19 protein-coding genes are annotated in these 23,963 nt (G+C 68.1%); 7 read left to right on the top strand and 12 right to left on the bottom strand.

The genetic code is table 11. The features are described 5' to 3' along the window. The first annotated feature begins 370 nt into the window (after nucleotides 1–370). Nucleotides 371–1,876, top strand: a complete 1,506-nt coding sequence (locus tag MNR01_RS04935; RefSeq protein WP_345779041.1) for a VWA domain-containing protein — start codon at nucleotides 371–373, stop codon at nucleotides 1,874–1,876. Nucleotides 1,877–1,922: 46 nt separating this feature from the next. Here MNR01_RS04935 and MNR01_RS04940 read toward each other — a convergent pair whose 3' ends face one another. The 4 genes from MNR01_RS04940 to MNR01_RS04955 form a co-directional block, all read right to left on the bottom strand. Further along, nucleotides 1,923–3,488: a sulfotransferase gene (locus tag MNR01_RS04940; RefSeq protein ID WP_241919840.1), complete on the bottom strand. Its 1,566-nt coding sequence runs from the start codon at nucleotides 3,486–3,488 to the stop codon at nucleotides 1,923–1,925. 1 nt (nucleotide 3,489) lies between these two features. Continuing rightward, a complete protein-coding gene (locus MNR01_RS04945; RefSeq protein WP_241919841.1) occupies nucleotides 3,490–5,046 on the bottom strand; it encodes a sulfotransferase in 1,557 nt (518 codons plus the stop codon). Nucleotides 5,047–5,187: 141 nt separating this feature from the next. Then, entirely contained in the window at nucleotides 5,188–8,250 is a 3,063-nt protein-coding gene (locus tag MNR01_RS04950) for a TonB-dependent receptor (RefSeq protein ID WP_241919842.1), read from the bottom strand. Between the two features lie 367 nt (nucleotides 8,251–8,617). Further along, nucleotides 8,618–11,530: an EAL domain-containing protein gene (locus MNR01_RS04955; RefSeq protein WP_241919843.1), complete on the bottom strand. Its 2,913-nt coding sequence runs from the start codon at nucleotides 11,528–11,530 to the stop codon at nucleotides 8,618–8,620. A gap of 175 nt (nucleotides 11,531–11,705) precedes the next feature. Here MNR01_RS04955 and MNR01_RS04960 point away from each other — a divergent pair, with 175 nt between their 5' ends. From MNR01_RS04960 to MNR01_RS04985, 6 genes are all read left to right on the top strand, one after another. Further along, a complete protein-coding gene (locus tag MNR01_RS04960; RefSeq protein ID WP_241920538.1) occupies nucleotides 11,706–12,281 on the top strand; it encodes an RNA polymerase sigma factor in 576 nt (191 codons plus the stop codon). A gap of 4 nt (nucleotides 12,282–12,285) precedes the next feature. After that, nucleotides 12,286–13,371, top strand: coding sequence for a hypothetical protein (locus MNR01_RS04965; RefSeq protein WP_241919844.1), 1,086 nt, complete (start codon nucleotides 12,286–12,288; stop codon nucleotides 13,369–13,371). Continuing rightward, nucleotides 13,368–13,967, top strand: coding sequence for a YigZ family protein (locus MNR01_RS04970; protein ID WP_241919845.1), 600 nt, complete (start codon nucleotides 13,368–13,370; stop codon nucleotides 13,965–13,967). Before MNR01_RS04965 ends, MNR01_RS04970 begins: the two co-directional genes overlap by 4 nt. A gap of 15 nt (nucleotides 13,968–13,982) precedes the next feature. Beyond that, on the top strand, nucleotides 13,983–15,749 hold the full coding sequence (locus tag MNR01_RS04975; RefSeq protein WP_241919846.1) for an ABC transporter transmembrane domain-containing protein: 1,767 nt from the start codon (nucleotides 13,983–13,985) through the stop codon (nucleotides 15,747–15,749). A 114-nt stretch (nucleotides 15,750–15,863) separates the two neighbouring features. Further along, nucleotides 15,864–16,262: a hypothetical protein gene (locus MNR01_RS04980; RefSeq protein ID WP_241919847.1), complete on the top strand. Its 399-nt coding sequence runs from the start codon at nucleotides 15,864–15,866 to the stop codon at nucleotides 16,260–16,262. 151 nt (nucleotides 16,263–16,413) lie between these two features. After that, complete coding sequence (locus MNR01_RS04985) at nucleotides 16,414–16,623, top strand: hypothetical protein (RefSeq protein ID WP_241919848.1); 210 nt, start codon at nucleotides 16,414–16,416, stop codon at nucleotides 16,621–16,623. A 28-nt stretch (nucleotides 16,624–16,651) separates the two neighbouring features. Here the strand turns inward: MNR01_RS04985 and MNR01_RS04990 are convergent, their stop codons facing one another. The 8 genes from MNR01_RS04990 to rlmD form a co-directional block, all read right to left on the bottom strand. Next, on the bottom strand, nucleotides 16,652–18,295 hold the full coding sequence (locus tag MNR01_RS04990; RefSeq protein ID WP_241919849.1) for an acyl-CoA dehydrogenase family protein: 1,644 nt from the start codon (nucleotides 18,293–18,295) through the stop codon (nucleotides 16,652–16,654). A 192-nt stretch (nucleotides 18,296–18,487) separates the two neighbouring features. Next, a complete protein-coding gene (locus MNR01_RS04995) occupies nucleotides 18,488–18,694 on the bottom strand; it encodes a cold-shock protein (RefSeq protein WP_241919850.1) in 207 nt (68 codons plus the stop codon). A 97-nt stretch (nucleotides 18,695–18,791) separates the two neighbouring features. After that, entirely contained in the window at nucleotides 18,792–19,556 is a 765-nt protein-coding gene (locus MNR01_RS05000; protein ID WP_241919851.1) for an S-methyl-5'-thioinosine phosphorylase, read from the bottom strand. A gap of 4 nt (nucleotides 19,557–19,560) precedes the next feature. After that, nucleotides 19,561–20,130, bottom strand: a complete 570-nt coding sequence (locus MNR01_RS05005; protein ID WP_241919852.1) for a hypoxanthine-guanine phosphoribosyltransferase — start codon at nucleotides 20,128–20,130, stop codon at nucleotides 19,561–19,563. After that, complete coding sequence (nagZ, locus tag MNR01_RS05010) at nucleotides 20,130–21,125, bottom strand: beta-N-acetylhexosaminidase (RefSeq protein ID WP_241919853.1); 996 nt, start codon at nucleotides 21,123–21,125, stop codon at nucleotides 20,130–20,132. The genes MNR01_RS05005 and nagZ overlap by 1 nt, the downstream gene beginning before the upstream one ends. A 116-nt stretch (nucleotides 21,126–21,241) precedes the next feature. Further along, the gene (locus MNR01_RS05015) at nucleotides 21,242–21,973 is read right to left on the bottom strand and encodes a DsbA family oxidoreductase (RefSeq protein WP_241920539.1); all 732 of its coding nucleotides are present in this window, start codon (nucleotides 21,971–21,973) and stop codon (nucleotides 21,242–21,244) included. Between the two features lie 32 nt (nucleotides 21,974–22,005). Then, nucleotides 22,006–22,530 carry a CYTH domain-containing protein gene (locus MNR01_RS05020; RefSeq protein WP_241919854.1) on the bottom strand — a complete coding sequence of 175 codons (525 nt, stop codon included), beginning with the start codon at nucleotides 22,528–22,530 and terminating at the stop codon, nucleotides 22,006–22,008. Between the two features lie 12 nt (nucleotides 22,531–22,542). Then, a complete protein-coding gene (rlmD, locus tag MNR01_RS05025) occupies nucleotides 22,543–23,874 on the bottom strand; it encodes a 23S rRNA (uracil(1939)-C(5))-methyltransferase RlmD (protein ID WP_241919855.1) in 1,332 nt (443 codons plus the stop codon). Nucleotides 23,875–23,963 lie beyond the last annotated feature (89 nt).

Raw genomic sequence — 23,963 nt, forward strand, 5'->3', positions numbered from 1 at the left:
CGTGAATCCTTAACCCCACTCTTCGTTGCCGTCCGTTGGCCCTTGCAACCCAACCGGAGACAGCAACATGAAGCGCACCCTGGCAGTCCGCCCTACCCTGTTCATCGCTGTCACGCTTGCGTTGTCCGCCTGTCACACAACGCGCGATTCCGCACAGACCGAGCGCGTGGATTCCGCTCCGGAGTCGGATGTGTCCGCCGCTGTCGTGGCGGCGGACGCCGCCGAAGCCACAGCAGCAAAGGAAGCTGGCACGACTGATGCCAGGCGCCAGCGTCGCGAAGCAGCGCGCAAGTCAACCATTGCACCGCCAGCGGCGTCGCCGCCCGCGCCTTCGCGGACGCTCGATGCGGTCGCCGTCACCGGGTCGGCCTTGGCCTATGCACCGCCAGCGCCCATCGAAGCGCGGCAAGCGGGCGCATGGCAGCAACCGGCCAACACGGAGCGATATGCAGCAATCACTGACAACCCCGTTCGCCGCGTGTCGGAGGAGCCGGTGTCGACTTTCTCCGTCGACGTCGACACCGGCAGCTATGCAAACGTTCGTCGCATGCTCAACGAAGGCGCACGGCCGCCGGCCGATGCTGTCCGCGCCGAAGAGTTCATCAACTACTTCGACTACGGCCATCCTGCACCGGCCACGCGCGAAGTGCCGTTCCGGGTGACCACCGAGCTCGCGGTCGCACCGTGGAATTCGCAGCGCCAGCTACTGATGATCGGCATCAAGGGCTATGACGTACCCAAGGCAACGCTGGCCCCGGCCAACCTCGTGTTCCTGATCGACACGTCCGGCTCGATGGATTCACCCGACAAGCTGCCGCTGGTCAAGAGTGCGGTGCGCCAACTGGTCCCGAATCTGCGCAGCCAGGACCGCGTGTCGATGGTCGTCTACGCCGGCAGTGCCGGACTTGTCCTGCCGCCCACGCCCGGCGACCGCCATGGCGAGATCCTCGCCGCGCTCGACCACCTCGACGCCGGCGGCAGCACCAACGGCGGCGACGGCATCCGCCTGGCTTACGCGATGGCCAGGCAGGCCTACATCGCCAACGGCGTGAACCGCGTGATCCTTGCCACCGATGGCGACTTCAACGTCGGCACCGTCGACCAGGGTGCGCTGGAAACGCTGGTCGGCGACCAGCGCAAGCACGGCATCGCACTGAGCACGCTCGGCTTCGGCAGCGGCAACTACAACGATGCGATGGCCGAGCAACTGGCCGATGTCGGTGACGGCAACCACGCCTACATCGACAGCCTGCGCGAAGCGCGAAAGGTCCTGGTCGAACAGATGAGCTCCACGCTGATGACGATCGCCCGCGACGTGAAGGTACAGATCGAGTTCAATCCGGCCCAGGTCGCCGAGTACCGCCTCATCGGCTACGAGAACCGCGTCTTGCAGCGCGAGGACTTCAACAACGACAAGGTCGATGCCGGCGACATCGGCGCCGGGCACCAGGTGACCGCGCTGTACGAGATCACGCCGGCCTCCTCACCCGCGCAACGTGTCGGATCGCTGCGCTACGGCAGCGCACCGGCCACGGCCAAGGCCGACCTGGGCGGCGAGATCGCCCATCTGCGCCTGCGCTACAAGTTGCCGGGCCAGGACCGCAGCCGGTTGATCGAGACGCCGGTGCTGGGGTCGCAGCTGGTGCGCAATCCGAGCGAACCGATGCGCTTCGCCAGTGCGGTCGCCGGATTCGCCGACGCCCTGCGCGGTGGCAGCCGGATGGACGGCTGGAGCCTCGACGCGATGATCCGCACGGCCAGTTCCGCCAAGGGCCGTGACCAGAACGGCGAACGCGCCGAACTGCTGGCACTGATGGAACTCGCCCGGACCCAGATCGGCCCCGACCGCGACGCCCGCATCGGTCTGGGTCAGTAGCTGTGTGACGGTGTGGGAGCCAGTCCGCTGGCTCCCGCACTCGCCGTCAGGCCTGCAGCCGCTCGATCATCGGTGCCAGCCACTGCTCGTACGGCGCCCACTTCGGCCGCTCGCGCACCTGGATGCTGTCACGTACCTGCACCGCACTGGCCGTGACCACCGCGCGCTTGCGCGCACCGATGTCGAGCATCGCCGGATCAAACGGCAAGCCGCAGAAATCGGCGACGCGGCGCAACTCGCCCTCGGGATCGGCAACCAGCTTCGCGTACTCCACGTCGAGGATCCGGCCCGGGAACCGCGCGTGCCAGTGCGACATCAGGCGCTTGTACAGCCGGTGATAGTCGGCCAGCTCGATCGGGTCGTAGCTGTAGGCATTGGCCTCGGAGAACATCTCGCGCAGGTTGGAGAAGCAGGTCTCGACCGGGTCGCGCACCATGTGCAGGATCTTCGCCTGCGGCAGGGCATGCGCGATGAAACCGATATTGAGGAAGTTCGAGGGCAGCTTGTCGGTGAAGCAGCGCCGGCCTTCGGCCCGCCACTTCACGCTGCCCAGATAGCGCTCGCCCGCGGCTGCCAGATCGGCGCCGGCCGCGCGCTCGACCAGCTTGCGGTCGATGACCCCGCGGCAATGGTGGTCGGTCGCATGGCGCATCGCGCTGGTGAAGTCGTACAGCTCGCCCAGGCCGCGCACGTCGGGATGGCCATCGAGCAACTGCTCCAGCAGCGTGGTACCGGAACGGTGCATGCCGACGATGAAGATCGGCAGCGTGTCGTCGCCCTGCCCCGTGCTGGTTGCTGGCGGTGCCGGCTCGAACGTCGACAGCGATTCGAACAGCTCGGCCGTGGCGCCGGTGTCGTAGTTCAGTCGCGAACGCTTGGCGCGGCAGCCGAGCACCAGCGCATTCCACGCCGCCTCGTGCTGACCGAGGTCGTCGTGCTCTTTGTGCAACGCGAACGCCAGCAGCGCGATGTCCTCGGCCGTGCGTCCGGGCCTTTTCAGCTCGCGCTCGATCGCGGCGATGTGGTTGGCTTCGGCCGTCTGCTTGCGCACCCACGCCGACAGCCAGTAGCCCTGCGCGATTTCCGGCGCGCGCCGCTGGCTGCGCTCGATGTCCTGCCCGGCCTCGCTGAAGCGGCCCAGATAGGTGAGCACCTGCGCCCGCGCAAGCAGGGTCGGCGGGTAGTCCGGGTCGGCGCGTCGCGCTTCGTCGAGGAAGGCGATCGCGCGGCTGGGAAGGTTGACGTAACTCAGCTGCGCGGCGGCGGCGATCAGCAGCGGGATGGGCATGCGCGACATCGGCTTGGCGCGATCGATCGCCGCCTGCAGCGCCGGCACCTGGTTGAAGGTGCGCAGGCGCGGCAGCAGTTCGGCAAGCAGCCTGGGGTCGGTGGTGCCGGTGCGCGCCGCGGCCAGCGCGTGTTCCTCGGCGCGCCGGTAATGCCCACGCAGCGAGTTCAGGTACGACAACTGGATGAGCGCATACGGCTCGTTGGGCCGCAGCAGCAGCACCTGCTCGAATGCGGCAATGGCCCCGTCGAGGTCATCGCTGGCCGCCAGCGCTTCGGCTTTGGAAATCAGCGCCTGCAGCGCCGATGGAGCGACGTTCGACATCTCAGGCTCCGAGCGATTCGCGCAGTGGCTGCAGCTGCCGTTCGTAACGCTTCCACGCGCCAACGCCGCGGCCGTGGATGCCCTCGCGTACCTGGCTGCTGCTCGCCGTTGCCACCGGCGCCTGGTTCCGGGCGATGTCGGACAGCCCTGCCTGTGGCGGCAGGCCAAGGAACTCGATCAGCTGCGCGGCCACGGTTTCCGGATCGGCCACCAGCGCTTCGTAGTCGACCACGCGCACGGCATGCGGCGCCGCGTCCTGCCAGTGCTGCATCCAGCGCTGCACGTTGCGGTTGTGCGCGGCCAGGTCGTCGAGTCCATAGCTGTACGCATAGGCATCGCCCTGGAACAGTTCCTTGAGGTTGGAAAAGCACGCGTCCATCGGATCGCGGCGCAGGCACAGGATGCGTGCCTGCGGCAGCGCCTGCAGGATCATCGGGATGTTGAACAGGTTCTGCGGGTTCTTGTCGAGCACGCACGGGCGCCCCGGTGCCAGCAACCGCATCCGCTGCGCATACAGATGCCCGGCCGCGCGCAAGTCGGTGCCCTGCAAACGTTGCAGGCTCGCCGCAGAGTGACGGAAGAAGTGGTCCGACGCCTGGCTGAGCGCCGCCGCGAAGTCGTTGCGTTCGCCGACCGGATCCACCCAGCCATGGTTGCCGAGGATGCGATCGAGCAGTGTCGTGCCGGTGCGCGGCATGCCGACGATGAAGACAGGCAACGGGCGCTCGCCCGGCGCAGGTGCAGCCACGGGCGTCGGTACCGGCAGGCGCATCAGTGCTTCCAGGTGGGCTGCTTCCGCTGCTGCGTCATAGGCCAGGCGCTTGCGCATGATCGCCGCGCCCTGTTCGAGCGCCTGCCACGCCTGGTCGACCTCGCCTGCCGCGTCCAGTTCGTGGAACAGGGCATACAACAGATGTGCCTGCTCGACACCGCCCGCCGTGCAGCCCGCCAGCGCCTGGCGGATGCGCGGCACACGCTGCAGCGGCGTGCGCGCCCTGCCATGCGTGGCGAGCGCCCAGTGCGCATCGGCGAACCCCGGTGACTGCACCAGTGCCGCCTCGTAGGCCTGTTCGGCACCGGCCATGTCGCCGAGGAAACGCAACACGTTGCCGCGCGTATACGACAGCAGCGGATGGGCCGGCACGTGCCGGGCGACGCCATCGAGGAAGCGCAATGCATCTTCGTAGCGACCCGCCAGCCACAGGTGCTGGGCCAGCACCGCCGATTGCTGGAGGATGTTCGGATCGGACCAGTCGGCCGACAGGATCACGGAAGCGACCTCGGCCTCCTCGGCGAACTCCAGCAGGCGCCCGGTGACATAGCCGGCGTTGCGGGTGCTTGCCTTCAGGCGCACCGCATCGGCGGCACGCAGGGCATGCTCCCTCGCCGTGCAGTAGCGGTCGCCCGCCTGCGCCAGGCGCGACATGCGCAACTGCGCCGGCACATGGTGCGGCTCCTTCGCCAGCATTTCCTCATACACGCGTCCTGCGCGATCCCACGCACCTTCGGCTTCCAGCCGCTGCGCCTGGCCCCACATTTCAGAAAGAACAGCCTGCATAGAACCGCCATCGGAAGGACCGTCCAAGCATAGCGGCATACGTCGCCGGAACAACGCGAAACGAGCAAAAAAGTGGGGTTTTCAGGGCAAAAAAAACGGCCGCCTTGCGGCGGCCGTGGAGAGAGAATTGGAACAATTGGATCAGAAGTCGTACTGCAGCATGAAGCGGACCGTACGCGGCGACTGGAAGCTACGCGGCACCAGGTAGGTGTTGAGCGGGTTACCCGTGCTGGCCGACTCGGCAACTTCGGTCACGCCCGTGACCTTCTGGTTGTCGAAGACGTTGAACACGTCGACCTTGAACTTCAGGCCAGGTGCCCAGTTCGGGAAGTACGCCACGTTCAGGTCGATCGAGTTGGTCCAAGGCAGACGGCCTGCGGTACCGCGCGGCACGGCTACGGCCGGACCGTCGACGCCACCGTCTTCCGTCGTACCGCAACGGAAGAACGAGGAGCCGTACGGGTGGATGCCGCCGTGGTACGGGTACAGCACGCCCAGGCAGTTGATCGGACGGCCGGACTGCACCAGCAGGTTGGCGCCGACCGACCACTCATCGGTGAACGCGTAGTTGCCGAACACCTTCAGGCTGTGGCGACGATCGTTGGGCAGGTAGCCGTACGAGTCGACCGCCAGTTCCTTGTAGTCGAAGTCCTGGGTGACGCTGGTATCGGACTGGCCGATATCCGACTTCACGCCGCCTTCGGTGTTGCCCTTGTTGTAGGCCAGCGTGTACGACGCCTGGAAGAAGTAGCGGTCCCAGCTGCCGTCCCAGAACAGTTCCAGCGCCTTGTAGCTGCGCTTGGCTTCCGGTGAGAGCAGTTCGCCCGGCACGGTGGTGGCCTTGAGGTTGCCATCGCCGTACAGGTCGGTCAGGAACACCGCATCCGCGCCCGGGTTGAACATGCGGCAGTACGGGAAGCCGGCGCTCGGCAGTGCTGCTTCGCGGCCCTGGGCGTCAGCCCACACGCCCGTCGTCGGGTTCTGCGTGAAGCCTTCGATCTCCAGGATCGGCGTGTAATCGCAGTTGTCGTCGATCGCTGCCTTCATCTTGCGGTAGATGCCGCGGGCACCGATGTTCTGGTGGTCGGTCAGCGCCTGCTGGAAGCCCAGGATGAACTCGTCCTGGTACATCGGGTCGAGGTTCTGCGAGGCGATGGTCGCCGCGGTCTTGGGCTCGCCGAACTCGCCGTTGACGTAACGGAAGGTGCCGCGCGAGGTCAGGCCGAGCGGAGCGCCGGTCACCGGGTCAACACCGGTGAACGTGAACTCTTCGCGGGTGAACAGCGAGGCGCTGGCGCCACGCACGGCCACGCTCGGGGTGAGCGGCAGGGCGTAACGACCGGCATTACCGTAGATCTTCAGCGTGGAGTCGCCGTTGACGTCCCACGAGAAGCCCAGGCGCGGAGCGAACTGGTTCTCGATCTCGACGTACTTGTCGCCCTGGCCGTTGAGGTTCTCGAAGGTGTCCCAACGAGCGCCCAGGTAGGCCAGGAACGTGTCGGTGACGTTCCAGTTGTCTTCCACGTAGAACGCGTGCTGCTTGACCTCGACGGTCGCGCCCTGGTTCACGATCTGCTCGCGGACCTGGTCGAAGTCGTCGGCGGTGGCGGCAGTGCGGTCCGGGCCGTTATTGGTCGAGTAGGTCCACAGGCGGCCGCCCTCGAGCGAGGTACCGGCCACGGACTCGTAATCGTCCTGGTCGTAACCGAAGCCGATCGCGTGGTCGCCCAGCTGCCAGTCGAGGTCGAGGCGGAACTGGTTGCGCTTGTCGCCCGAGTCGACGCGGTCGATCGAGGTACCGGTGATGTTGCACGAGCTGCCGTACACGCCGGTGACCGACGTGCGGCGACCCGGACGCGTGTCGCTGACGGACGGGCAGCCCGAGGCCGGCTCATCCAGGTTGCCGCTGTAGGTCACGTCGACGCCGCCGGCGGTGCGCAGGCGACGCGAGCGCGAGAACTCGCTGTAGCCATACAGGGCCGAGACGGTGAAGGAGTCGGTCAGGAAGCCGGTGTAGCGGGCGATGTAGTTGTCGCCGCCGTTCTCGGCAAACGAGGTACCGATCAGCGGACCGCGCGTGACCACACCGACCGGGTTGAGGTAGGAGTGGATCGTGGTCTCACGCTTGTCCGACAACGCCGTGAACTCGATCTTGTTGGCGTCGTTGATGTTCCAGTCCATCTTGACGAGCCAGGTCGGGTTGCCCTTTTCCGTCTCGTTGTTGTTGGAGCGGGAAACAACGGTGCCCCAGTAGTCCTGCTCGACTTCGCTGTACGAGATCAAGCCGTAGGCGAACAGCTTGTCCTTGATCAGCGCGCCGCTGGCCCAGATCGAGCTGCTGTAGCCGCCGAGCGTGTCTTCGGAGTTGTCCTGGCGCAGCTTGCCGAGGTCACCCGGCACCAGCGGGTTGGAGTAGTAGGTGTTCTCGACTTCCGAACGCAGCGAATCGGGCGACCAGAAGATGTTGCCACCGGCCTCGAACTCGTTGGTACCGCGCTTGGACACCATGTTGACGACGCCGCCCAGCGAGCGACCGAACTCGGCGCCGTAGCCACCGGTCTTGATCTGCTGTTCGGCAACCGCTTCGTACGGAACCTGAGCGAAGTTCAGGCTGCGGAACGAGTTGGTGATGTTGAAGCCGTTGAGGTAGTACTGGTTTTCGGCGACTGACGAACCACCGAACGAGGCCAGGTTGCCGAACGCGGTATCGCCGCGGACGGTACCCGGCGCCAGCAGGGCGACCGAGGTGGCGTCACGCAGCACCGGGATCTTGGCGATCTGGGCGGCGGTCAGGATGGAGGTGGACTCGACCGACGAGACGTCGATCGGATTCACCGCCTGGGCGCCGACCACGACCACGCTGTCGAGGGTGGTGGCCGAGCCGCCGCTGGCAGCGACGAAATTGACCGGGGTACCGGTACCGATGTTGACGGCGATGCCGTCGCGCACCGTGGTGGTGCCGTCCGGACGCTGCAGCGTGATGCGGTACTGGCCCGGCGACAGAGCCGGCACGCGGTAGGTGCCATCGCCTGTGACGGTGATTTCACGACGGAAACCGGTGGCCGGGTTCTCGACAATGACGGTCTCCCCAGCCGTCGCTTGTCCGAATACGGCGCCGCTGGTGGACTGGGCGTGGACGCCGGTCGAGGCGAAGCACACGCCAAGCGCCACGGTAAGCGCGCTGCGCCGCAGATTGCGGTTCATGGATGAACGTTTAGACACATTTCCCCCAAATTCAGCAAATGGAATTGCCCTGTAAGGCCTAGCGACCATGACTTCAGGCATACAGCCGGGTCAACGGTTAACGCATCGTTCACCTTTGTCTTTTTTTAGTTTTGTGAACGCTGTCACATTTTTCATGCAACCTTCACCCAGGTTTGACAATCCAGCAACTTTTGCCTTGCTGAATCCGGCAAAAGGGGGGCTTAGAGGCCAGTTCATGAAATTCCTAACTTGTCTTTGCCGACTTTGGCGGCAACAACCGTGCCAGAGGCACTCCACCATGGAGCGGCCACGGCAAGGCCGCCCCTCGGGCGGGGACGGGCTCACGACAAGGCAGGTGGGGCGGCGATCAGCCGCTGACAGCGCGCAGCAGGTTCTGCGTATGGGCGCGCTCGGCCGGGTAGCCGAACAGGTAGCCCTGGCCGTAGGTGCAGCCCAGTTCGCGCAGGGCGGCGCGCTGGGCCTCGGTCTCGACGCCTTCGCCGATGGTGTGGATGCCTAGGGTCCCGGCCAGCGCCTGGATCGCCCGGACCACCGCCACGCTCTCGGGCTGGGCGTCACCGATCAGGCCGGAGACGAAGCTCTGGTCGATCTTCAGGCACTCGATCGGGAACCGGTGCAGGTAGGACAGCGCCGAGAAGCCGGTGCCGAAGTCGTCCAGCTGGGCGAGCACGCCATGGCTGCGCAGCGTCCGCAGCATGCGCAGTGCGCGCGGGACGTCGTCGAGCAGCGCCACCTCGGTGATCTCGATGCGCAGGCGGTGCGGGTCGGCGCCGGCCTGGTCGATCATGCGCAGCAGGCGGTCGGCGAAATCGCCCGAACGGAAATGCCGCGGCGACACGTTGACCGAGATGTAGCCCTCGCCGCCACGGGCGAGCTCTTCCATCACCTGGCCATAGAGGATCCAGTCGACCTCCTCGATCAGGCCGCTGTCCTCGCCCACGCCGATGAACTCGCTCGGCGTCAGCAGGCCACGGCGCTCATGGCGCCAGCGCAGCAGCGCCTCGTGGCCGATCACGCGGTGGTCGTCCAGGCGCACGATCGGCTGGTAGAAGGCGACGAAGCCGTCGCCGTTGATGGCACGTCGCAGGTCGGCCTCGAGATCGAGGATGCGCACCGCCTCCTCGCGCATGGCCTCGTCGAACACCGCACACCGGTCGCGGCCGGCGGCCTTGGCCCGGTACATGGCGGCGTCGGCGTCGCGCAGCAGCTCGGCGCCGGTGCGGTAGCGCGGGTGCCACAGGGCGATGCCCAGGCTGGCCGACGGGAACACTTCGCGCCCGGCGATCCAGCACGGTTCACCCAGGGCGCGCAGCACGCGCTGGGCCAGTTCCTCGGCGACCTCGGGGCCGTCGATGTCCTCGATCAGGATGGCGTACTCGTCGCCGCCCAGGCGCGCGACGGTGTCGTCCTCGCGGACGGCTTCGACGATCCGGCGCCCGGCCTCGACCAGCAGTTCGTCGCCAGCGGAATGGCCGACGCTGTCGTTGACCAGCTTGAACCGGTCCAGGTCCAGGAACAGCACCGCGAACGTGCTCTGCTGCTCGCTGCGCGCCCGCGCGATCGCCTGGGCCAGGCGGTCGAGCAGCTGGCTGCGGTTGGGCAGCCCGGTCAGCGCGTCGTGCATCGCCTGGTGGGTCAGCTGCTGCTCCACACGCAGGCGCTCGCCGATCTGCGCCAGCAGTTCGGTGTTGGCCTGGGCGAGCTCGCGGGTGCGCGAATCGACCCGCTGCTCCAGCTCGGCGTGGGCCGACACCAGGCGGTCCTGCGCCTGCTTGCGCGCCAGGCCGATGCTGATGTGATGGGCAACGAAGGTCAGCAGTTCCTGGTCGCGGACGCTGAAGTTGATCGCCGGCGAATAGCTCTGCACGGTGATCACGCCGACCACCGACTCGTTGTGGAACAGCGGCACGCCGAGCCAGCAATGGGCGAGCGAACCGCGGCTGCGCACCAGGCCCTGCGCTTCGAGTGCGGCAATGCGCTTGCGGTCGGCCAGCAGCGCGCGGCCGCGGGCGATCACGTATTCGGTCAGGCCCGAGGCCAGCTTGCGGTTCTCGCGGTTGGCATCGCGCTCGTCGATCGAGTACGGGAATTCCAGTCCCTGGCCGTCGTCGGACACCAGCGCGATGTAGAAATTTCGCGCGTACAGCAGGTCGCTGACGACATCGTGGACCTGGGTGTAGAAGCGTTCCAGCGTCTCGGAGGTGATCGACAGTTCGGCGATGCGGAACAACGCCCGCTGCAGGCGCTCGGCGCGCTGGCGTTCGATGATCTCGGCCTGCAGGTCGCGGTTGCTCAGTTGCAGCGCCTGGGTGCGCTCCTCGACCCGGCGCTCGAGTTCCTCGCGGGCATGGAAGCGGTCGAGCGCGGTCAGGATGTGCTGGGCGACGAACGACAGCAGTGCCCGCTCCTCTTCGCCATAGACGTCGGGGCGATCGTAGCTTTGCACCACGATCGCGCCGCAGATGCGGTCTTCGCGGCGCATCGGCACGCCCAGCCAGTCCTCGCTGTCGGGGCCGTGGCGAGCGTCGCGGGCGACGCCGAGGCGGTCGCGGATCAGTTCCGACGGACCCTGCAGCGGCTCGCCATGGCGCAGCAGCGCCACGGTCACGCTGTTGGGCATGTCGTCGATGGCGATGTCGCGCTCGGGTTCGGCGACGTAGGTGTCGACCTGGTCGGCGAAGTAAAGGAAGCGCAGGCTGTCGCGGACGTCGTCGTACAGCACGATGTAGAGATTGGCCGCGTACATCAGCCCGGCCACGACGGTGTGGATCCGCCGCAGCATGTCGGCCAGCTCCAGGTCGGAACCGGCCAGATCGGCGATCTCGAACAGCGCCTGCTGCAGGCGTTCGGATTTTTCCAGCGATTCGGCGCGGGCCAGCGTGCGCAACGCGACCAGGTGCGAGACGACCACGCGCTGGGCCATCGCCAGCCAGATCTGCCGCACTTCGCCGGCGACCGGCCCGGGCAACTGCACGGCGATCGCCACGCGGACGCCCTCGGCGGTGGTCCAGGCAATCTCGATGCGGTGCGAATGGTGGCCGACCGGGCTGCGCTGCAGCAGCACCTCGGCGCGGCTGGCCAGCGCGCTGGTGGCGCCCGGCGAGGCCGAGCCGGCGGCAATGCCGGAGTTCGGGTCGCGCCAGAGCACGGCGACCTCGGAGCCCGGCGGCAGGGCCTGCTGCAGGGTGTCGGCCAGCGAATCGCGCCCGTAGCCGGCATCGACGATTCGGACGGCCTTTGGCCTGCTGCGATTGGACACTGCGGATGGGGCCCCTGGTCGGACGCCGAAGGATAGCGCGACGCCGGCCATGCGTGGATCAACCCCGTCGCGAACTGCGATCCGTTTATCCGATATGGACCTGGCCCTGCAACTGACCGTGCCGCCGATGCCCCGTGGCTTCCCGTTGGCGCCTCCAGCCCGTACCCTGCCGCGGATGAACGCGGGCGAGGATCCGAGCGACGACCTGTTGATGCTGGCCTGGACCGGCGGGGACACGGCTGCGTTCGAAACCCTCTACGCCCGCCACCGCGGCCCGCTGTACCGGTTCCTGCTGCGCCAGCTGCGCGACAGCGCCCTCGCCGACGAGTTCTTCCAGGACGTCTGGCAGCGGGTCATCGCCGCGCGCCAGGGCTGGAAGCCGGACGCCGCGTTCAGGACCTGGCTGTTCCGCATCGCCCACAATCGGCTCAACGACCACTGGCGCGGCCTCAAGCACCGCCCAGCGGCCCCGGAGGACGGCGACGAGCGCGCCGCCCGCGTGCCCGACCCGAGCAGCCCGGAGCGGGAACTGTCCGAATTCGAACAGCGCCGGCGCCTGCAGCTGGCGATCGCGGCGCTGCCCGAGGAGCAACGCGAAGTGGTGCTGCTGCGCCTGGAGCAGGAACTGAGCCTGGAGGACATCGGCGTAATCACCGGCGTCGGCCGGGAAACCGTCAAATCACGGCTGCGCTACGCGATGGAAAAGCTGCGCGCCGGGCTGAGCGACGAGCCCAGCGAGCTGAGCGACTGACCCCATGAGCCATCCTTTCGACGAACCGCTGACCCCGCAAGAACGCGCCATGGCCGACCGGCTGGCGCGGCTGGGGCCGCACGACGGTCCTTCGCCGGCGCTGGACGCGAAGATCCTGGCGGCCGCGCATGCCGCCGTGGCGCCGCGTCGCAGCCGGCGCTGGCTGGCGCTGAGCGGCATCCCGGCAACGCTGGTCACCGGTGCCGGCATGGCGGCGGTGCTGGCACTGGCCGTCGGGGTCGTCTGGCAGCTGCGCCCGTCGGCGCCCGCGCCGCATGCGCCCCGCGACGAAGCCGATGACTTTGGCTATGTCACCGCCGAAGTGATCCAGCGCACCGAACCGGCCGCGACAGCGCCACCGCCGCCGCCACCGGCCGAGGCACCCGCCCCCGCGCGCGCCCTGCAGGCACCACCTGCCATGGCCAGGCGCGAAGTCGCGCCGGCGCGCGAGCCGTCGATCGCCGCGAAACAGCCGGCGGCGAAGGCGTCGGATCATTTCCTTGATGAGGCGGTCGATCCCGCGCACGCACATCCTGCGCCGGCTGTCGCTGCGCCGGCTGTCGCTGCGAAAGGGGTCGTTGCGCCGGCCGGACGCAGCGACGCCGAGCCCAGGGCGTTCTCCTATTCCGAGCCACCGGCACCGGCGTCGCCGCCGGCGCCGGCAGCTGCTGCACCTGCGCCTGCCGCCATGGCTGCAACCGCCGAAGGCGAGCAGCGCCAGCGCGCGGCCGCGCAGGCAGGCGCAGCTGCGCAGCGCAAGGAAGTGGCGAATGACGCGGCCAGGCAGGCCCAGCTGCGTTCACAGGCCGCATCGGTGACCGCAGCGGAAGCCGACGCCGCCGCGGGCGCGGCTGCGTCCGATTCCACGCTCGACCGCATCGAAGTCACCGGTAGCACTACTGGCCTGAGTGACCAGCCCGTGCGCGGCGATCGCGACCTCGCGCCCGACCAATGGCTGCAGCGCATCCGCGAGCGCCGCGACAGTGGCGACCTCGACGGCGCCCGCCAGAGCCTGGAACTGTTCCGCAAGACCCATCCACGCCTGCGCCTGCCCGACGACCTGCGCGCCCTCGCCGCCCCGACGCGATGACTGCTGCGACGCTGGCCGGTCCGACCTCCTTCGAACTGGAGGTCAAGCACAGCCGTTTCATCGTCCATGCCGCGCCGGTGACGGCGCCGCAGGCCGCGCTCGACTTCATCGCGCAGGTCGGCGACGCCGATGCCACGCACAACTGCTGGGCCTACCGGATCGGCAGCGAGTACCGCTTCAACGACGATGGCGAGCCGTCCGGCACGGCCGGGCGTCCGATCCTGGCCGCCATCGATGGCCAGGGGCTGGACCAGGTCGTGGCCGTGGTGACGCGCTGGTACGGCGGCATCAAGCTCGGCGCCGGCGGGCTGGTTCGCGCCTACGGCGGCAGCGCGGCCGAGTGCCTGCGCGTCGCGCCCAGGCGCGTGCTGATCGCCCACGTCAGCGTCGAGCTCGCCTACGCCTTCGAGGACACCGGCACCGTCCACGCCGCCATGGCGGCCCACGGCGCGGAAAAACTCGACGAACACTTCGACTCGCAGGGCGCACGCCTGCGGCTGCGGTTGCCTTCGTCGGAGCTGGCGCCCTTGAAAGTGAGGCTTCGCGACGCCACACGTGACCGGGTGCGCTTCGGCGACGAACTCCCTGACATGTGAGTGACCCGGACCGCCATGAACGCTCGCATCGACGCCACCCAGACCAAAGCCCCCGTCGGCAACCTGCGCACGTTGTGGCCGTTCGTGCGCCAGCATCGTGTCCTGTTCGTGGCCTGGCTGGTCTCGCTGGCGGCGTCCAGCACGGCGACGCTGATCTTCCCCAAGGCCTTCGGCACGATGATCGACCAGGCCTTCAGCCAGGGTGGCGGCGCCATCGATCGCGCCTTCATGCTGCTGTTCGCCGTCGCTGTCGCGCTAGCGCTGGCCACCGCGGCGCGCTTCTATTTCGTGTCGCTGCTGGGCGAACGCGTCGTCGCCGACCTGCGCCAGCGCCTGTATGCCCACCTGATCGGACTCGATGCCGGATTCCACGACCGCAACCGCAGCGGCGAACTGGTGTCGAGGCTGACCGCCGACGCCGAACTGCTGCGCAGCGTGGTCGGCTCCAGCATGTCGGTGGCACTGCGCAGCTCGGTGACCGTGCTGGGCAGCATCGCGATGCTGTTCGTCACCAGTCCGCGCCTGGCCGCCTTTGCCCTGGTCGGCATCCCGCTGGCCGTGCTGCCGATCGTGGTCGGCGGGCGTCGCCTGAAGAAGATTTCGCGGACCAGCCAGGACCGCATCGCCGACGCCAACGCCCTGGCCAACGAAACCCTCGGCGCGGTGCGCACGGTGCAGGCGCACGCGCGTGAACCCTATGAGCAGGGCCGATTCGGCAGTGCAGTGAAGACCGCCGTCGACACCGCGCGCCGGCGCATCCAGGCCCAGGCCTGGGTCACTGCCATTGCCATCATGCTGGTGTTCGGCGCGATCACCCTGGTGCTGTGGTCGGGCGCGCACGACGTGCTCGCCCATCGCATGAGCGCCGGCACGCTCGGCCAGTTCGTGCTGTACGCCCTGCTCTGCGGCGGTTCGGTCGGCGCGCTGGCCGAAGTCTGGAACGAGCTGCAGCGCGCCGCCGGCGGCATGGGCCGCATCAGCGAACTGCTGGTCGAGGAAACCGCCGTGGCGTCGCCGTCGCAGCCGACGGCGCTGCCGCTTCCGCTGCAGGGCGCGATTTCCTTCGACGACGTCACCTTCCACTACCCGCAACGTCCGGACGCGGCCGCCCTGGAAGGCTTCAGCCTGAGCGTGCAGCCGGGCGAGACCGTGGCCCTGGTCGGGCCTTCGGGCGCCGGCAAGAGCACGGTGTTCTCGATGCTGCTGCGCTTCCATGACCCGCAGTCCGGCCAGATCCGGATCGACGGCATCGACATCCGCCAGCTCGCATTGCCGGATCTGCGCGAGGCGATCGCACTGGTGCCGCAACAGCCGACCATCTTCGCCAGCAGCGCGCGCGAGAACATCCGCTACGGCCGTCTCGACGCCGACGACGCACAGGTCGAGCGTGCGGTGGCCGCGGCACACGCTGCCGACTTCGTGGCCGCCATGCCCAATGGCCTGGACACCGAGCTGGGTGAACGTGGCGCACGTCTGTCCGGCGGCCAGCAGCAGCGCATCGCCATCGCCCGCGCCCTGCTCAAGGACGCGCCGATCCTGCTGCTGGACGAGGCCACCAGCGCGCTCGACGCACAAAGCGAACGCGCAGTGCAGAAGGCACTGGAAACGCTGATGGAAGGGCGCACGACGCTGGTGATCGCGCACCGCCTGGCGACGGTGCTGAAGGCCGATCGCATCGTGGTCATGGACCACGGTCGCATCGTCGCCGAAGGTACGCACGCACAATTGCTGGCCCAGGATGGCCTGTACGCGGAACTGGCCAGGCTGCAGTTCCTCGACTGAGACGCGCAATGGCGGCGACGCATCGTCATCGCCATCTTTGAGACGATTCTCATTGGCTTCGCGGCCACGTGCACGCACCCTCGCATGGAGTCGACTCACGCAGAGGTGTCCATGATGTCTCCCAGATACGCTGCCGGATCGGCGATGGGCATCGCAGAGCCGCCAGACCCGGCAAAAGCGGCGAAGACGCCGACGGATTACTCGCACGTCGCGTCACTCGACATCGCGCTGCAGCTGGTCGAGCAGGGAATGCTGTTCGAGATCACCCTGTTTCCCGAAGAGTTCGGCGGCAACCGCGAGCCGCACAACCTCATCTACGTGCCGCCCGGCATCCCCGAGATCAAGGACCTGGTGACGGAAACGCTGCTTTGCCTGCGCAATGAAGGCCTGATCGACCGGCTCAGCTTCGACCTCGAGTACAAGGGCAGCAGCTTCGTACCCAGCAGCATCAACGTCCGTGCGACACACAACATCAAGAGCCGCACCTTCGAGCCGCGCATCGGCGTCTGGTAACGCGACGCCACGCTTTCGTAGCCCGGGCAAGTACCAGGGGGCGATCCTCGGCCGCTCCCCGTGAGTGCCCTGCTTGCCCGGGCTACGCTCCATGCGACCGCTTGCCGCTGGACGGGGTGGCAGGCACGCTTGGCTCTACGCACCCGTTCCCGTGCGGTCCGAGCCAGGCCTGTGGCACTCCATCGGCGAGGCCGCGTTCCAGGAAGTCGCGCACCTGCACATCCACGTCCATCCGCGCCTGCCCGACGACGACTTCCTGCGCGTCTATCCCGGTGCGCCACCGACGCCGGACCGCGCCACGCTCGATGCCCATGCGGACGTGCTGCGCGCGCAGCTCCAACGCATCCGCGACGAACCCTGAGCGACGCCAACGCGATCAATTCGGGCGATCAGTCCGGCGACCAGGCGCGCGCGATCAGCGGGCCGAAGTCGAAATCGCGCGACAGCGTGCCCAGCGCATTGCCGTGGTCACCGCCGATCCGGCTGCAGCAGAACGGCTCCGCCATCGGGCTGCCGTTGCGCAACAGCAAGCTGGCCTGCAACGCCAGCGCCAGGGCCTCGACCCATCGCCGTGCCTCGACCTCCGGCACCTCGGCCTCGCCGACCAGGACCGGACGCAGTTCCTTCAACTCGGCATCGAAATCCGGATCCAGATGCGCGGCCGCCTCGAGCTCGGCAAGCAGCGCCTGCCCGGTCTGCGGCTCGCGCTGCAGCGCGCGCATCACGTCCAGGCACTGGATGTTGCCGCTGCCTTCCCAGATCGAATTGAGCGGCGCCTGCCGATACAGGCGAGGCAGCATCGATTCCTCGACATAGCCTGCGCCACCGAGGCACTCCTGGGCTTCGTTGACGAAGGCCGGCGCACGCTTGCAGATCCAGTACTTGCCGATCGCAGTGGCAATCCGCGCGAACGCGGCCTCGCCCGGATCGTGCGCGGAGCGGTCGACCGCGCGGGCGACGCGCATCGACAGCGTGATCGCCGCCTCGGCCTCGATGGCCAGATCGGCGAGCACGTTGCGCATCAGCGCATGCTCGACCAGGCGCTTGCCGAACGTGCGCCGGTGATGGGCGTGGTGCATCGCCTGCGCCAGCGCCATGCGCATTTCCGCCGCAGCGCCGAGCATGCAATCCAGGCGCGTGAGCATCACCATCTCGATGATGGTCGCCACACCGCGTCCCTCGTCACCGATCCGCCACGCCCATGCATCGGCGAACTCCACTTCCGATGACGCGTTGGACCAGTCGCCGAGCTTGTCCTTGAGCCGCATCAGGCGAAATTCGTTCTTGCCGCCATCGGGACGCCATCGCGGCAGCAGGAAGCAGCTCAACCCGGCAGGCGCCTGAGCCAGCACCAGGAAGCCGTCGGACATCGGCGCCGAGAAGAACCACTTGTGACCAACGAGCAGGTACTCGCCCTCTGCCGCCATCGGCGTGGCACGCGTGCTGTTGGCGCGCACGTCGCTGCCGCCCTGCTTCTCGGTCATGCCCATGCCCAGCGTCACCCCGAGCTTGTGCCCGATGCCGACGTCGCGCGGGTCGTAGTACGGCGAGATCGCCTTCCCCGCCCACTCGTGCAGCGCCGGCGCATGCCGCAGCACCGGGATGGCAGCGTGGGTCATGGTCAGCGGGCAACTGCTGCCGGGCTCGACCTGGTGGTGCAGGTAGCTCAGTGCAGCGCGGGCGACGTGCGCACCGGGACGCGGCTGCGACCACGACAGCCCGGCGACGCCATGCTCGATGCCCGCCTGCATGATGCGGTGGTAGTTGGGATGAAACTCGACCAGATCGATGCGCTGTCCGAAGCGATCGTGCGTGCGCAGGCGGGGCCGGTCGCGATGGGCATCGAAGCTGAGCCGGTACAGCTCGTCACCGGCAAGCGCGCCATAGGTCGCGAGCGCATCGGTGAAATCACCACCGCCCTCGCGCACCACCGCCTCGCACAGCGCACTGTCGTCACGCCACAGATCGCGCGGGCCGAACTCCGGCGGCTGGTTCTCGACCAGATGCGTGGCAAACGGCGGCAGCGGTTCCATCTGCGACTCCGGCACGGGCATGGGCTGATTCTAGGCTCCCCGGCCCGGCGGACGGCGCCACTCCGACGCCCAAGCCCAAGCCCAAGCCCAGCCCGGCTTCGGCTAAGACCTCCGCCCCGACCCGAGTCAAACGAAAAAAAAGGCCCCGCAATGCGGGGCCTCCCAAGCCGATATTGCCGGGCTTGCGTCAGATCACGCCACAGGCGTGATGTTCGACGCTTGCGCGCCCTTCGGACCCTGCGTCAGCTCGTAGCTGACGCGCTGGCCTTCCGCCAGGCTGCGGAAGCCCTTGGCGTTGATCGCAGAGAAATGCGCGAACACATCTGCGCTGCCGTCCTCGGGCGAAATGAACCCGAAGCCCTTGGCGTCGTTGAACCATTTCACGGTGCCGTACTGCATGTCCTTATCAACCTCATGCTGGATGCGTTGTCGCGCAGGGACCGACAACCGGGCCCACGCGCCGGTCGAGTATGCAAACTGAACGCCGGCTTGACAATCACCCCCGCGCCGAATGCCCGAGCAGGGCGGCCAGCAGCGCCGGCAACCCGGCCGACGCCACAGCCACGTTGTCCAGCACATCCTGCAGCGTGATGACCTCGTCCGGGTTCGGCCCGGCACCCGCCGCCCAGTTGGCGACAATGGCCAAACACGCGTAATCCAGGCCCAATTCCCGCGCCAGACCGGCTTCGGGCATGCCCGTCATACCCACCAGATCGCAGCCATCCCGGCGCATCCGCGCGATCTCCGCACGGGTTTCCAGGCGCGGCCCCTGGGTCGCCCCGTAGCAGCCCTCGGCCACCAGATCGACACCCGCCCTGGCCGCCGCCGCGATCACATCCTGCCGCAGCGCGCGCGTGTACGGCTCGCCGAAATCGACATGCAGGACCTCGGAGCCCTCTTCTTCACAAATCGTTGACACCCGTCCCCAGGTGTAATCGATCAACTGATCAGGACACGCCAGCACGCACGGACCGAAGCGCTCGCCAATGCCGCCGACCGTATTCAGCGCGAGCACCCGCTGCGCCCCCAGCGACTGCAGCGCGGCGAGATTGGCGCGGTAGTTGATCTTGTGCGGCGGCAGCGAATGACCTTCGCCGTGGCGCGCGAGGAAGGCAACGCGATGGCCGTCGAGCGTGCCGAGCCGGATCGGCCCGGACGGTGCGCCGAAGCGCGTAGACGGCTGCAGCGTTTCAACGTCACGCAGCGCGGCCAGCTTGTACAGGCCCGTGCCGCCGATGACGGCCAAAGCAATCCCACTCATCAGCTCAATCCTTCAGTGCGTAGATCGCCGGCAGGTTGCGGCCCTGCTCGTGGTAGTCCATGCCGTAGCCGAACACGTAACGGTCCGGCACCTCGACACCGACGTAATCGGCATGCAGGCCCGGAACGCAGCGGTCATGCACCTTCACCGCCAGCGCTGCGATGCGCACATCGCTCGCACCCTGCTCCAGGCACCAGGCGCGGATCGCGGCCAGGGTGTGGCCCTCATCGAGGATGTCGTCGGCCAGCAGCACCCGGCGCCCCTGCAGCGGCGTCGCCGGACGGTGCTTCCAGGTCAGCTCGCCGCCAGACGTCGCGCCGCGATAGCGCGTGGCATGCAGATAGTCGAACTCCAGGTCCAGCCCGAGCGCGCCGACCTCCATCGCCAGCTGCGCGGCGAACGGCAGGCCGCCGTGCATGATCGTGAGATAGACCGGCACATCGTCGCCGTAATCGGCGTGGATCGGCACGGCCATGCGCTTGATCGCCTGCTCGAGCGTGGCCCGGTCGATCAGCAGGTCGGAATTGGCCAGCGCGGCAGCCAGGTCGTTGCTCTTGGCAGCAGTCGAGCTCATCACGCCAGGCCCTCCAGGTGGCCGCGCGCCGAGCCGTAGCGGCTGTCGGCCAACAAACCATCCCAGCCCATCGCGCCGCGACCGATCAGGCCGGTCAGCGCCATCGTGTTGAGCGTGCGCCCCTGCACCGCCTGCAGCGATTCCTCGACCAGCTGCGGATGGCACACCAGCACCACGTCGCAGCCGGCGTCGTAATGGGCGTCGATGCGCGCCTTGACGCCGCCCACCGAGAACGCCGCCTTCATGCCGATGTCGTCACTGAAGACAACACCGCGGAAGCCCATCTCGTTGCGCAGCACGTCGTTGATCCAGAACTTCGAGTAGCCCGCCGGCTCGGGTGCCACGGCCGGGTACTTCACGTGCGCCATCATCACCGCATCGGCCTTGGCCTCGATGCCGGCGACGAAGGGAATCAGGTCGGTCGCGCGCAGCTCATCCAACGGACGCGGATCGACCGCATCGTCGAAATGGGTGTCGGCCTGCACCGAGCCGTGGCCCGGGAAATGCTTGAGCGTGGCGGCCATGCCGGCAGCGTGCATGCCACGCACGTAGGCGCGGGTGAACTCGGCGACCACGGCAGGATCCTCCGAGAACGCGCGATTGCCGATCGCCAGGTTGCCGCGGCCCAGATCGACCACCGGCGCGAAGCTTAGGTCGACGCCACTGGCCTGCACCTCGGTGGCCATCAGCCACGCATGCTCTTCGGCCAGCTTGAGCGCGCCCTCGCGGTCCTCGGCATGGAGCTTGCCGAAGCCCTGCAGCGGCGGCAGTGCGCTGTAGCCTTCACGGAAGCGCTGCACGCGGCCGCCTTCCTGGTCGACGCAGATCAGCTGCGGACGCGTGGCCGCGGCGCGGATCGACGCCGAAAGTTCGGCGACCTGGTCGCGGGATGCGAAGTTGCGGGTGAACAGGATCACGCCGGCGCACGCGTCGTGCTGCAGCCAGTCGCGCTCCTGCGCGGTAAGTTCGGTGCCGGCGACGCCGATCACGAGCATGCGGAAAACTCCAGGCAGTGGGGCTGCGCCAGGGGCGCGGCCCCGCATTGTCGCGCAGATGACCGGCCGCGGCAGCCCCGCGGCCGTGGCTGATTCAGCTGTGAACGGTCAGCCGATCAAACGGCGCAGCCGTCCGGGCCGCAGGCGGCGTCTTCAGGTTTGCCCGCGGCAGGCTCGCCCACAGCACGGTCGTCCGCAGCCGGCTCGCCCGTAGCCGGCGTTATGCCGATCCTGGCGAACGCGTCGCGGAATACATCCGGCGTCTGTGCGCCCTGCACCGCCAGGCGACCATCGAGGACGAACGTCGGCACCGCCTGGATGCCCAGCGCGCGCGCCTGGCCCAGTTGCGCGCGCACCTCGGCCAGGCCTTCGTCGGAATCGAGCATCGCGCGCACGCGCTGCTCCGACAGGCCGCCGGCGGCGCCGGCATCGACCAGCGTCTGCGCGTCGGCCAGATTGCGGCCTTCGGCGAAATGGGCACGGAACAGCGCCTCGCCGACCTGGTCGGCGTCGCCTTCACGCCCGGCCAGCCAGACCAGCCGGTGCGCCTTGAGCGTGTTGACCCGCACCTGGCCGCGGTCGAAGTCGAACGGCAGGCCTTCAGCGCGACCGGCCGCCTGGGTCTGCGCCAGGATCTGCGCGGTGCGCTCAGCGCCACCGAACTTGCGTTCGTACGCTTCGCGCAGCGGCACCGGGGTCTCGTCGGACTCGGGGTCGAGCTGGAACGCGTGCCAGTGGATGTCGGCGTTCCGCCCGGCTTCGCCCAGTTGCGCCAGCGCCTCGCGCAGGCGGTGCTTGCCGATCCAGCACCAGGGGCAGACCACGTCGGACCAGATATCGATGCGCAGGGGTTTGTTGTTCATGGTGCCGAGATGGGGCCTCAATGCGTCGACGCAACCGCGCCGGAACGCTCGCTCTCGCTCCACTGCGAGTAAGGCCGCGTGGCCAGGGCGAGGTTGTAGTAGCGCACCGCCTCGGTGACTTCCGCGCCGATCCACGACGGCCGGGCGAACGCCTCGTCTGCCGATGACAGCTCGATCTCGGCCACCACCAGTCCGGCGTTGTCACCGAGGAACTCGTCGACCTCCCACAGGTGGCCTTCGTGCTCGACGTAATGGCGGCGCTTGTCGACCAGGCCGCCGACGCACAGCGCCAGCAGGCCGCGCGCATCGTCGACCGGAATCGGGTAGTCGAACTCCTGGCGGGTGTGGCCCAGCTCGCGCGACTTGAGGTTGAGGAAAGCCTCGTCGCCGGCGATGCGCACGCGCACCGACGCCTTCATCGCGCCGGTGTCCATCGCCGCCTGGTCGTTGATGTAACCCTGCGCCATCGGCACCACTTCGCGCGCGGCCGCGCGCCAGCCGTCACCGGTGACCAGGAACTTGCGTTCGATTTCGATACCCATGTGCGCTCCTTGTCAGCCCGGCTCGAACATTGCGATCGATTCCACGTGCGCGGTGTGCGGGAACATGTCCATCACGCCCGCGGCGCGCAACTTCCAGCCGCGCTCGTTGACGAGGAAACCGGCGTCGCGCGCCAGCGAGGCCGGATGGCAGCTGACGTAGACGATGCGCCCGAACTGTTTCAACGGAAGCTGCGCCAGCACGACATCAGCGCCCGAACGCGGCGGGTCGAGCAGCAGCTTGTCGAAGCCCTGCTTCATCCAGGACTCACCGCTGAGATCCTTGGCCAGGTCGGCGGCATGGAAGTGGGCGTTGTCGATGCCGTTGTGGGCGGCGTTCTCGCGTGCGCGCCGCACCAGCCCCGCCTCGCCTTCCACGCCGACCACCTCGCGCACCTGCCGCGCCAGCGGCAGGGTGAAGTTGCCCAGGCCCGCGAACAGGTCCAGCACGCGGTCACCGGGCTGCGGCTGCAGCAGATCGATGGCGTGCTGGATCATCTTGCCGTTGAGGCCGGCGTTGACCTGGATGAAGTCGAGCGGGCGGAACAGGAATTCCAGGTTCCACTGCGGCAGGCTGAAGGCCAGTTTCGGATCGGCCGGCCACAACGCGTGCACGCTGTCCACTCCGGCCGGCTGCAGGAAGATCGCAAAGCCGTGCGCCTTGCCAAACGCGACGATGGCGTCCTTGTCGGCATCGGTGAGCGGCACCAGGTGACGGATCGTCAACGCGATGCCGCTGAAGTCCGGCGTCGGATCACCGGAGATGAACTCGATCTGCGGAATCTCGCGACGTGCCTGCAGGCCGTCGACCAGCGCGGCGAGTGCGCCGATGCTCTGGCCGATCTGCGGGATCACGGTGTGGCATTCGCGCAGGTCGGCGACGAAACGCGGATCGGTCTCGCGGAAGCCGACCAGGGTCTTGTCCTTCTTCTCGACGCGGCGCACCGAGAAACGGCCCTTGCGGCGATAACCCCAGGCGGCGTCGGTCAGCGGCGCGAGGATGCGTTCGGGCGTGACGTGGCCGATGCGCTCGAAGTTCTCCATCAGCACGTTCTGCTTGGCGAGGATCTGCTTGTCCTCGGCATAGTGCTGCAGGGCGCAGCCGCTGCACGTGCCGAAGTGTGGGCAGCGCGGCTCGACGCGCTCGGGCGCGGCCTCAAGCACGTCGACCGTGCGGGCCTCGTCAAAACTGCGGTGGCGGCCGGTCTGCGAGGCCATGACGCGCTCGCCCGGCAGGGCACCGGCGACGAACACGGCCTTGCCGTCGGGGCGGCGGGCTACGCCGCGACCGTCATGGGTCAGGCCGGTGATTTGTACTTCGAAGGGGGTTTGATCTATGCGGGCCACAGCGGCTGGCGTGAAGCAGGGGGCCGGCTATTGTCGCAGATGAGCCGCCCTCTCCCTTCTCCCGCGTGCGGGAGAAGTGCCCAAAGGGC

This window comes from Lysobacter sp. S4-A87, assembly GCF_022637455.1.
In the GTDB taxonomy this organism is placed as follows: Bacteria; Pseudomonadota; Gammaproteobacteria; order Xanthomonadales; family Xanthomonadaceae; genus Lysobacter_J.

What these genes read in the sequence shown, in the direction of transcription:
- MNR01_RS05020 (WP_241919854.1), bottom strand. Translation starts at nt 22,530, where the DNA reads ATGGGTATCGAAATCGAACGCAAGTTCCTGGTCACCGGTGACGGCTGG.
- MNR01_RS04960 (WP_241920538.1), top strand. Translation starts at nt 11,706, where the DNA reads ATGAACGCGGGCGAGGATCCGAGCGACGACCTGTTGATGCTGGCCTGG.
- MNR01_RS05000 (WP_241919851.1), bottom strand. Translation starts at nt 19,556, where the DNA reads ATGAGTGGGATTGCTTTGGCCGTCATCGGCGGCACGGGCCTGTACAAG.
- MNR01_RS04940 (WP_241919840.1), bottom strand. Translation starts at nt 3,488, where the DNA reads ATGTCGAACGTCGCTCCATCGGCGCTGCAGGCGCTGATTTCCAAAGCC.
- MNR01_RS04995 (WP_241919850.1), bottom strand. Translation starts at nt 18,694, where the DNA reads ATGCAGTACGGCACCGTGAAATGGTTCAACGACGCCAAGGGCTTCGGG.
- MNR01_RS05005 (WP_241919852.1), bottom strand. Translation starts at nt 20,130, where the DNA reads ATGAGCTCGACTGCTGCCAAGAGCAACGACCTGGCTGCCGCGCTGGCC.
- nagZ (WP_241919853.1), bottom strand. Translation starts at nt 21,125, where the DNA reads ATGCTCGTGATCGGCGTCGCCGGCACCGAACTTACCGCGCAGGAGCGC.
- MNR01_RS04980 (WP_241919847.1), top strand. Translation starts at nt 15,864, where the DNA reads ATGTCTCCCAGATACGCTGCCGGATCGGCGATGGGCATCGCAGAGCCG.
- MNR01_RS04970 (WP_241919845.1), top strand. Translation starts at nt 13,368, where the DNA reads ATGACTGCTGCGACGCTGGCCGGTCCGACCTCCTTCGAACTGGAGGTC.
- MNR01_RS04975 (WP_241919846.1), top strand. Translation starts at nt 13,983, where the DNA reads ATGAACGCTCGCATCGACGCCACCCAGACCAAAGCCCCCGTCGGCAAC.
- MNR01_RS04990 (WP_241919849.1), bottom strand. Translation starts at nt 18,295, where the DNA reads ATGGAACCGCTGCCGCCGTTTGCCACGCATCTGGTCGAGAACCAGCCG.
- MNR01_RS04945 (WP_241919841.1), bottom strand. Translation starts at nt 5,046, where the DNA reads ATGCAGGCTGTTCTTTCTGAAATGTGGGGCCAGGCGCAGCGGCTGGAA.
- MNR01_RS04950 (WP_241919842.1), bottom strand. Translation starts at nt 8,250, where the DNA reads ATGAACCGCAATCTGCGGCGCAGCGCGCTTACCGTGGCGCTTGGCGTG.
- MNR01_RS04965 (WP_241919844.1), top strand. Translation starts at nt 12,286, where the DNA reads ATGAGCCATCCTTTCGACGAACCGCTGACCCCGCAAGAACGCGCCATG.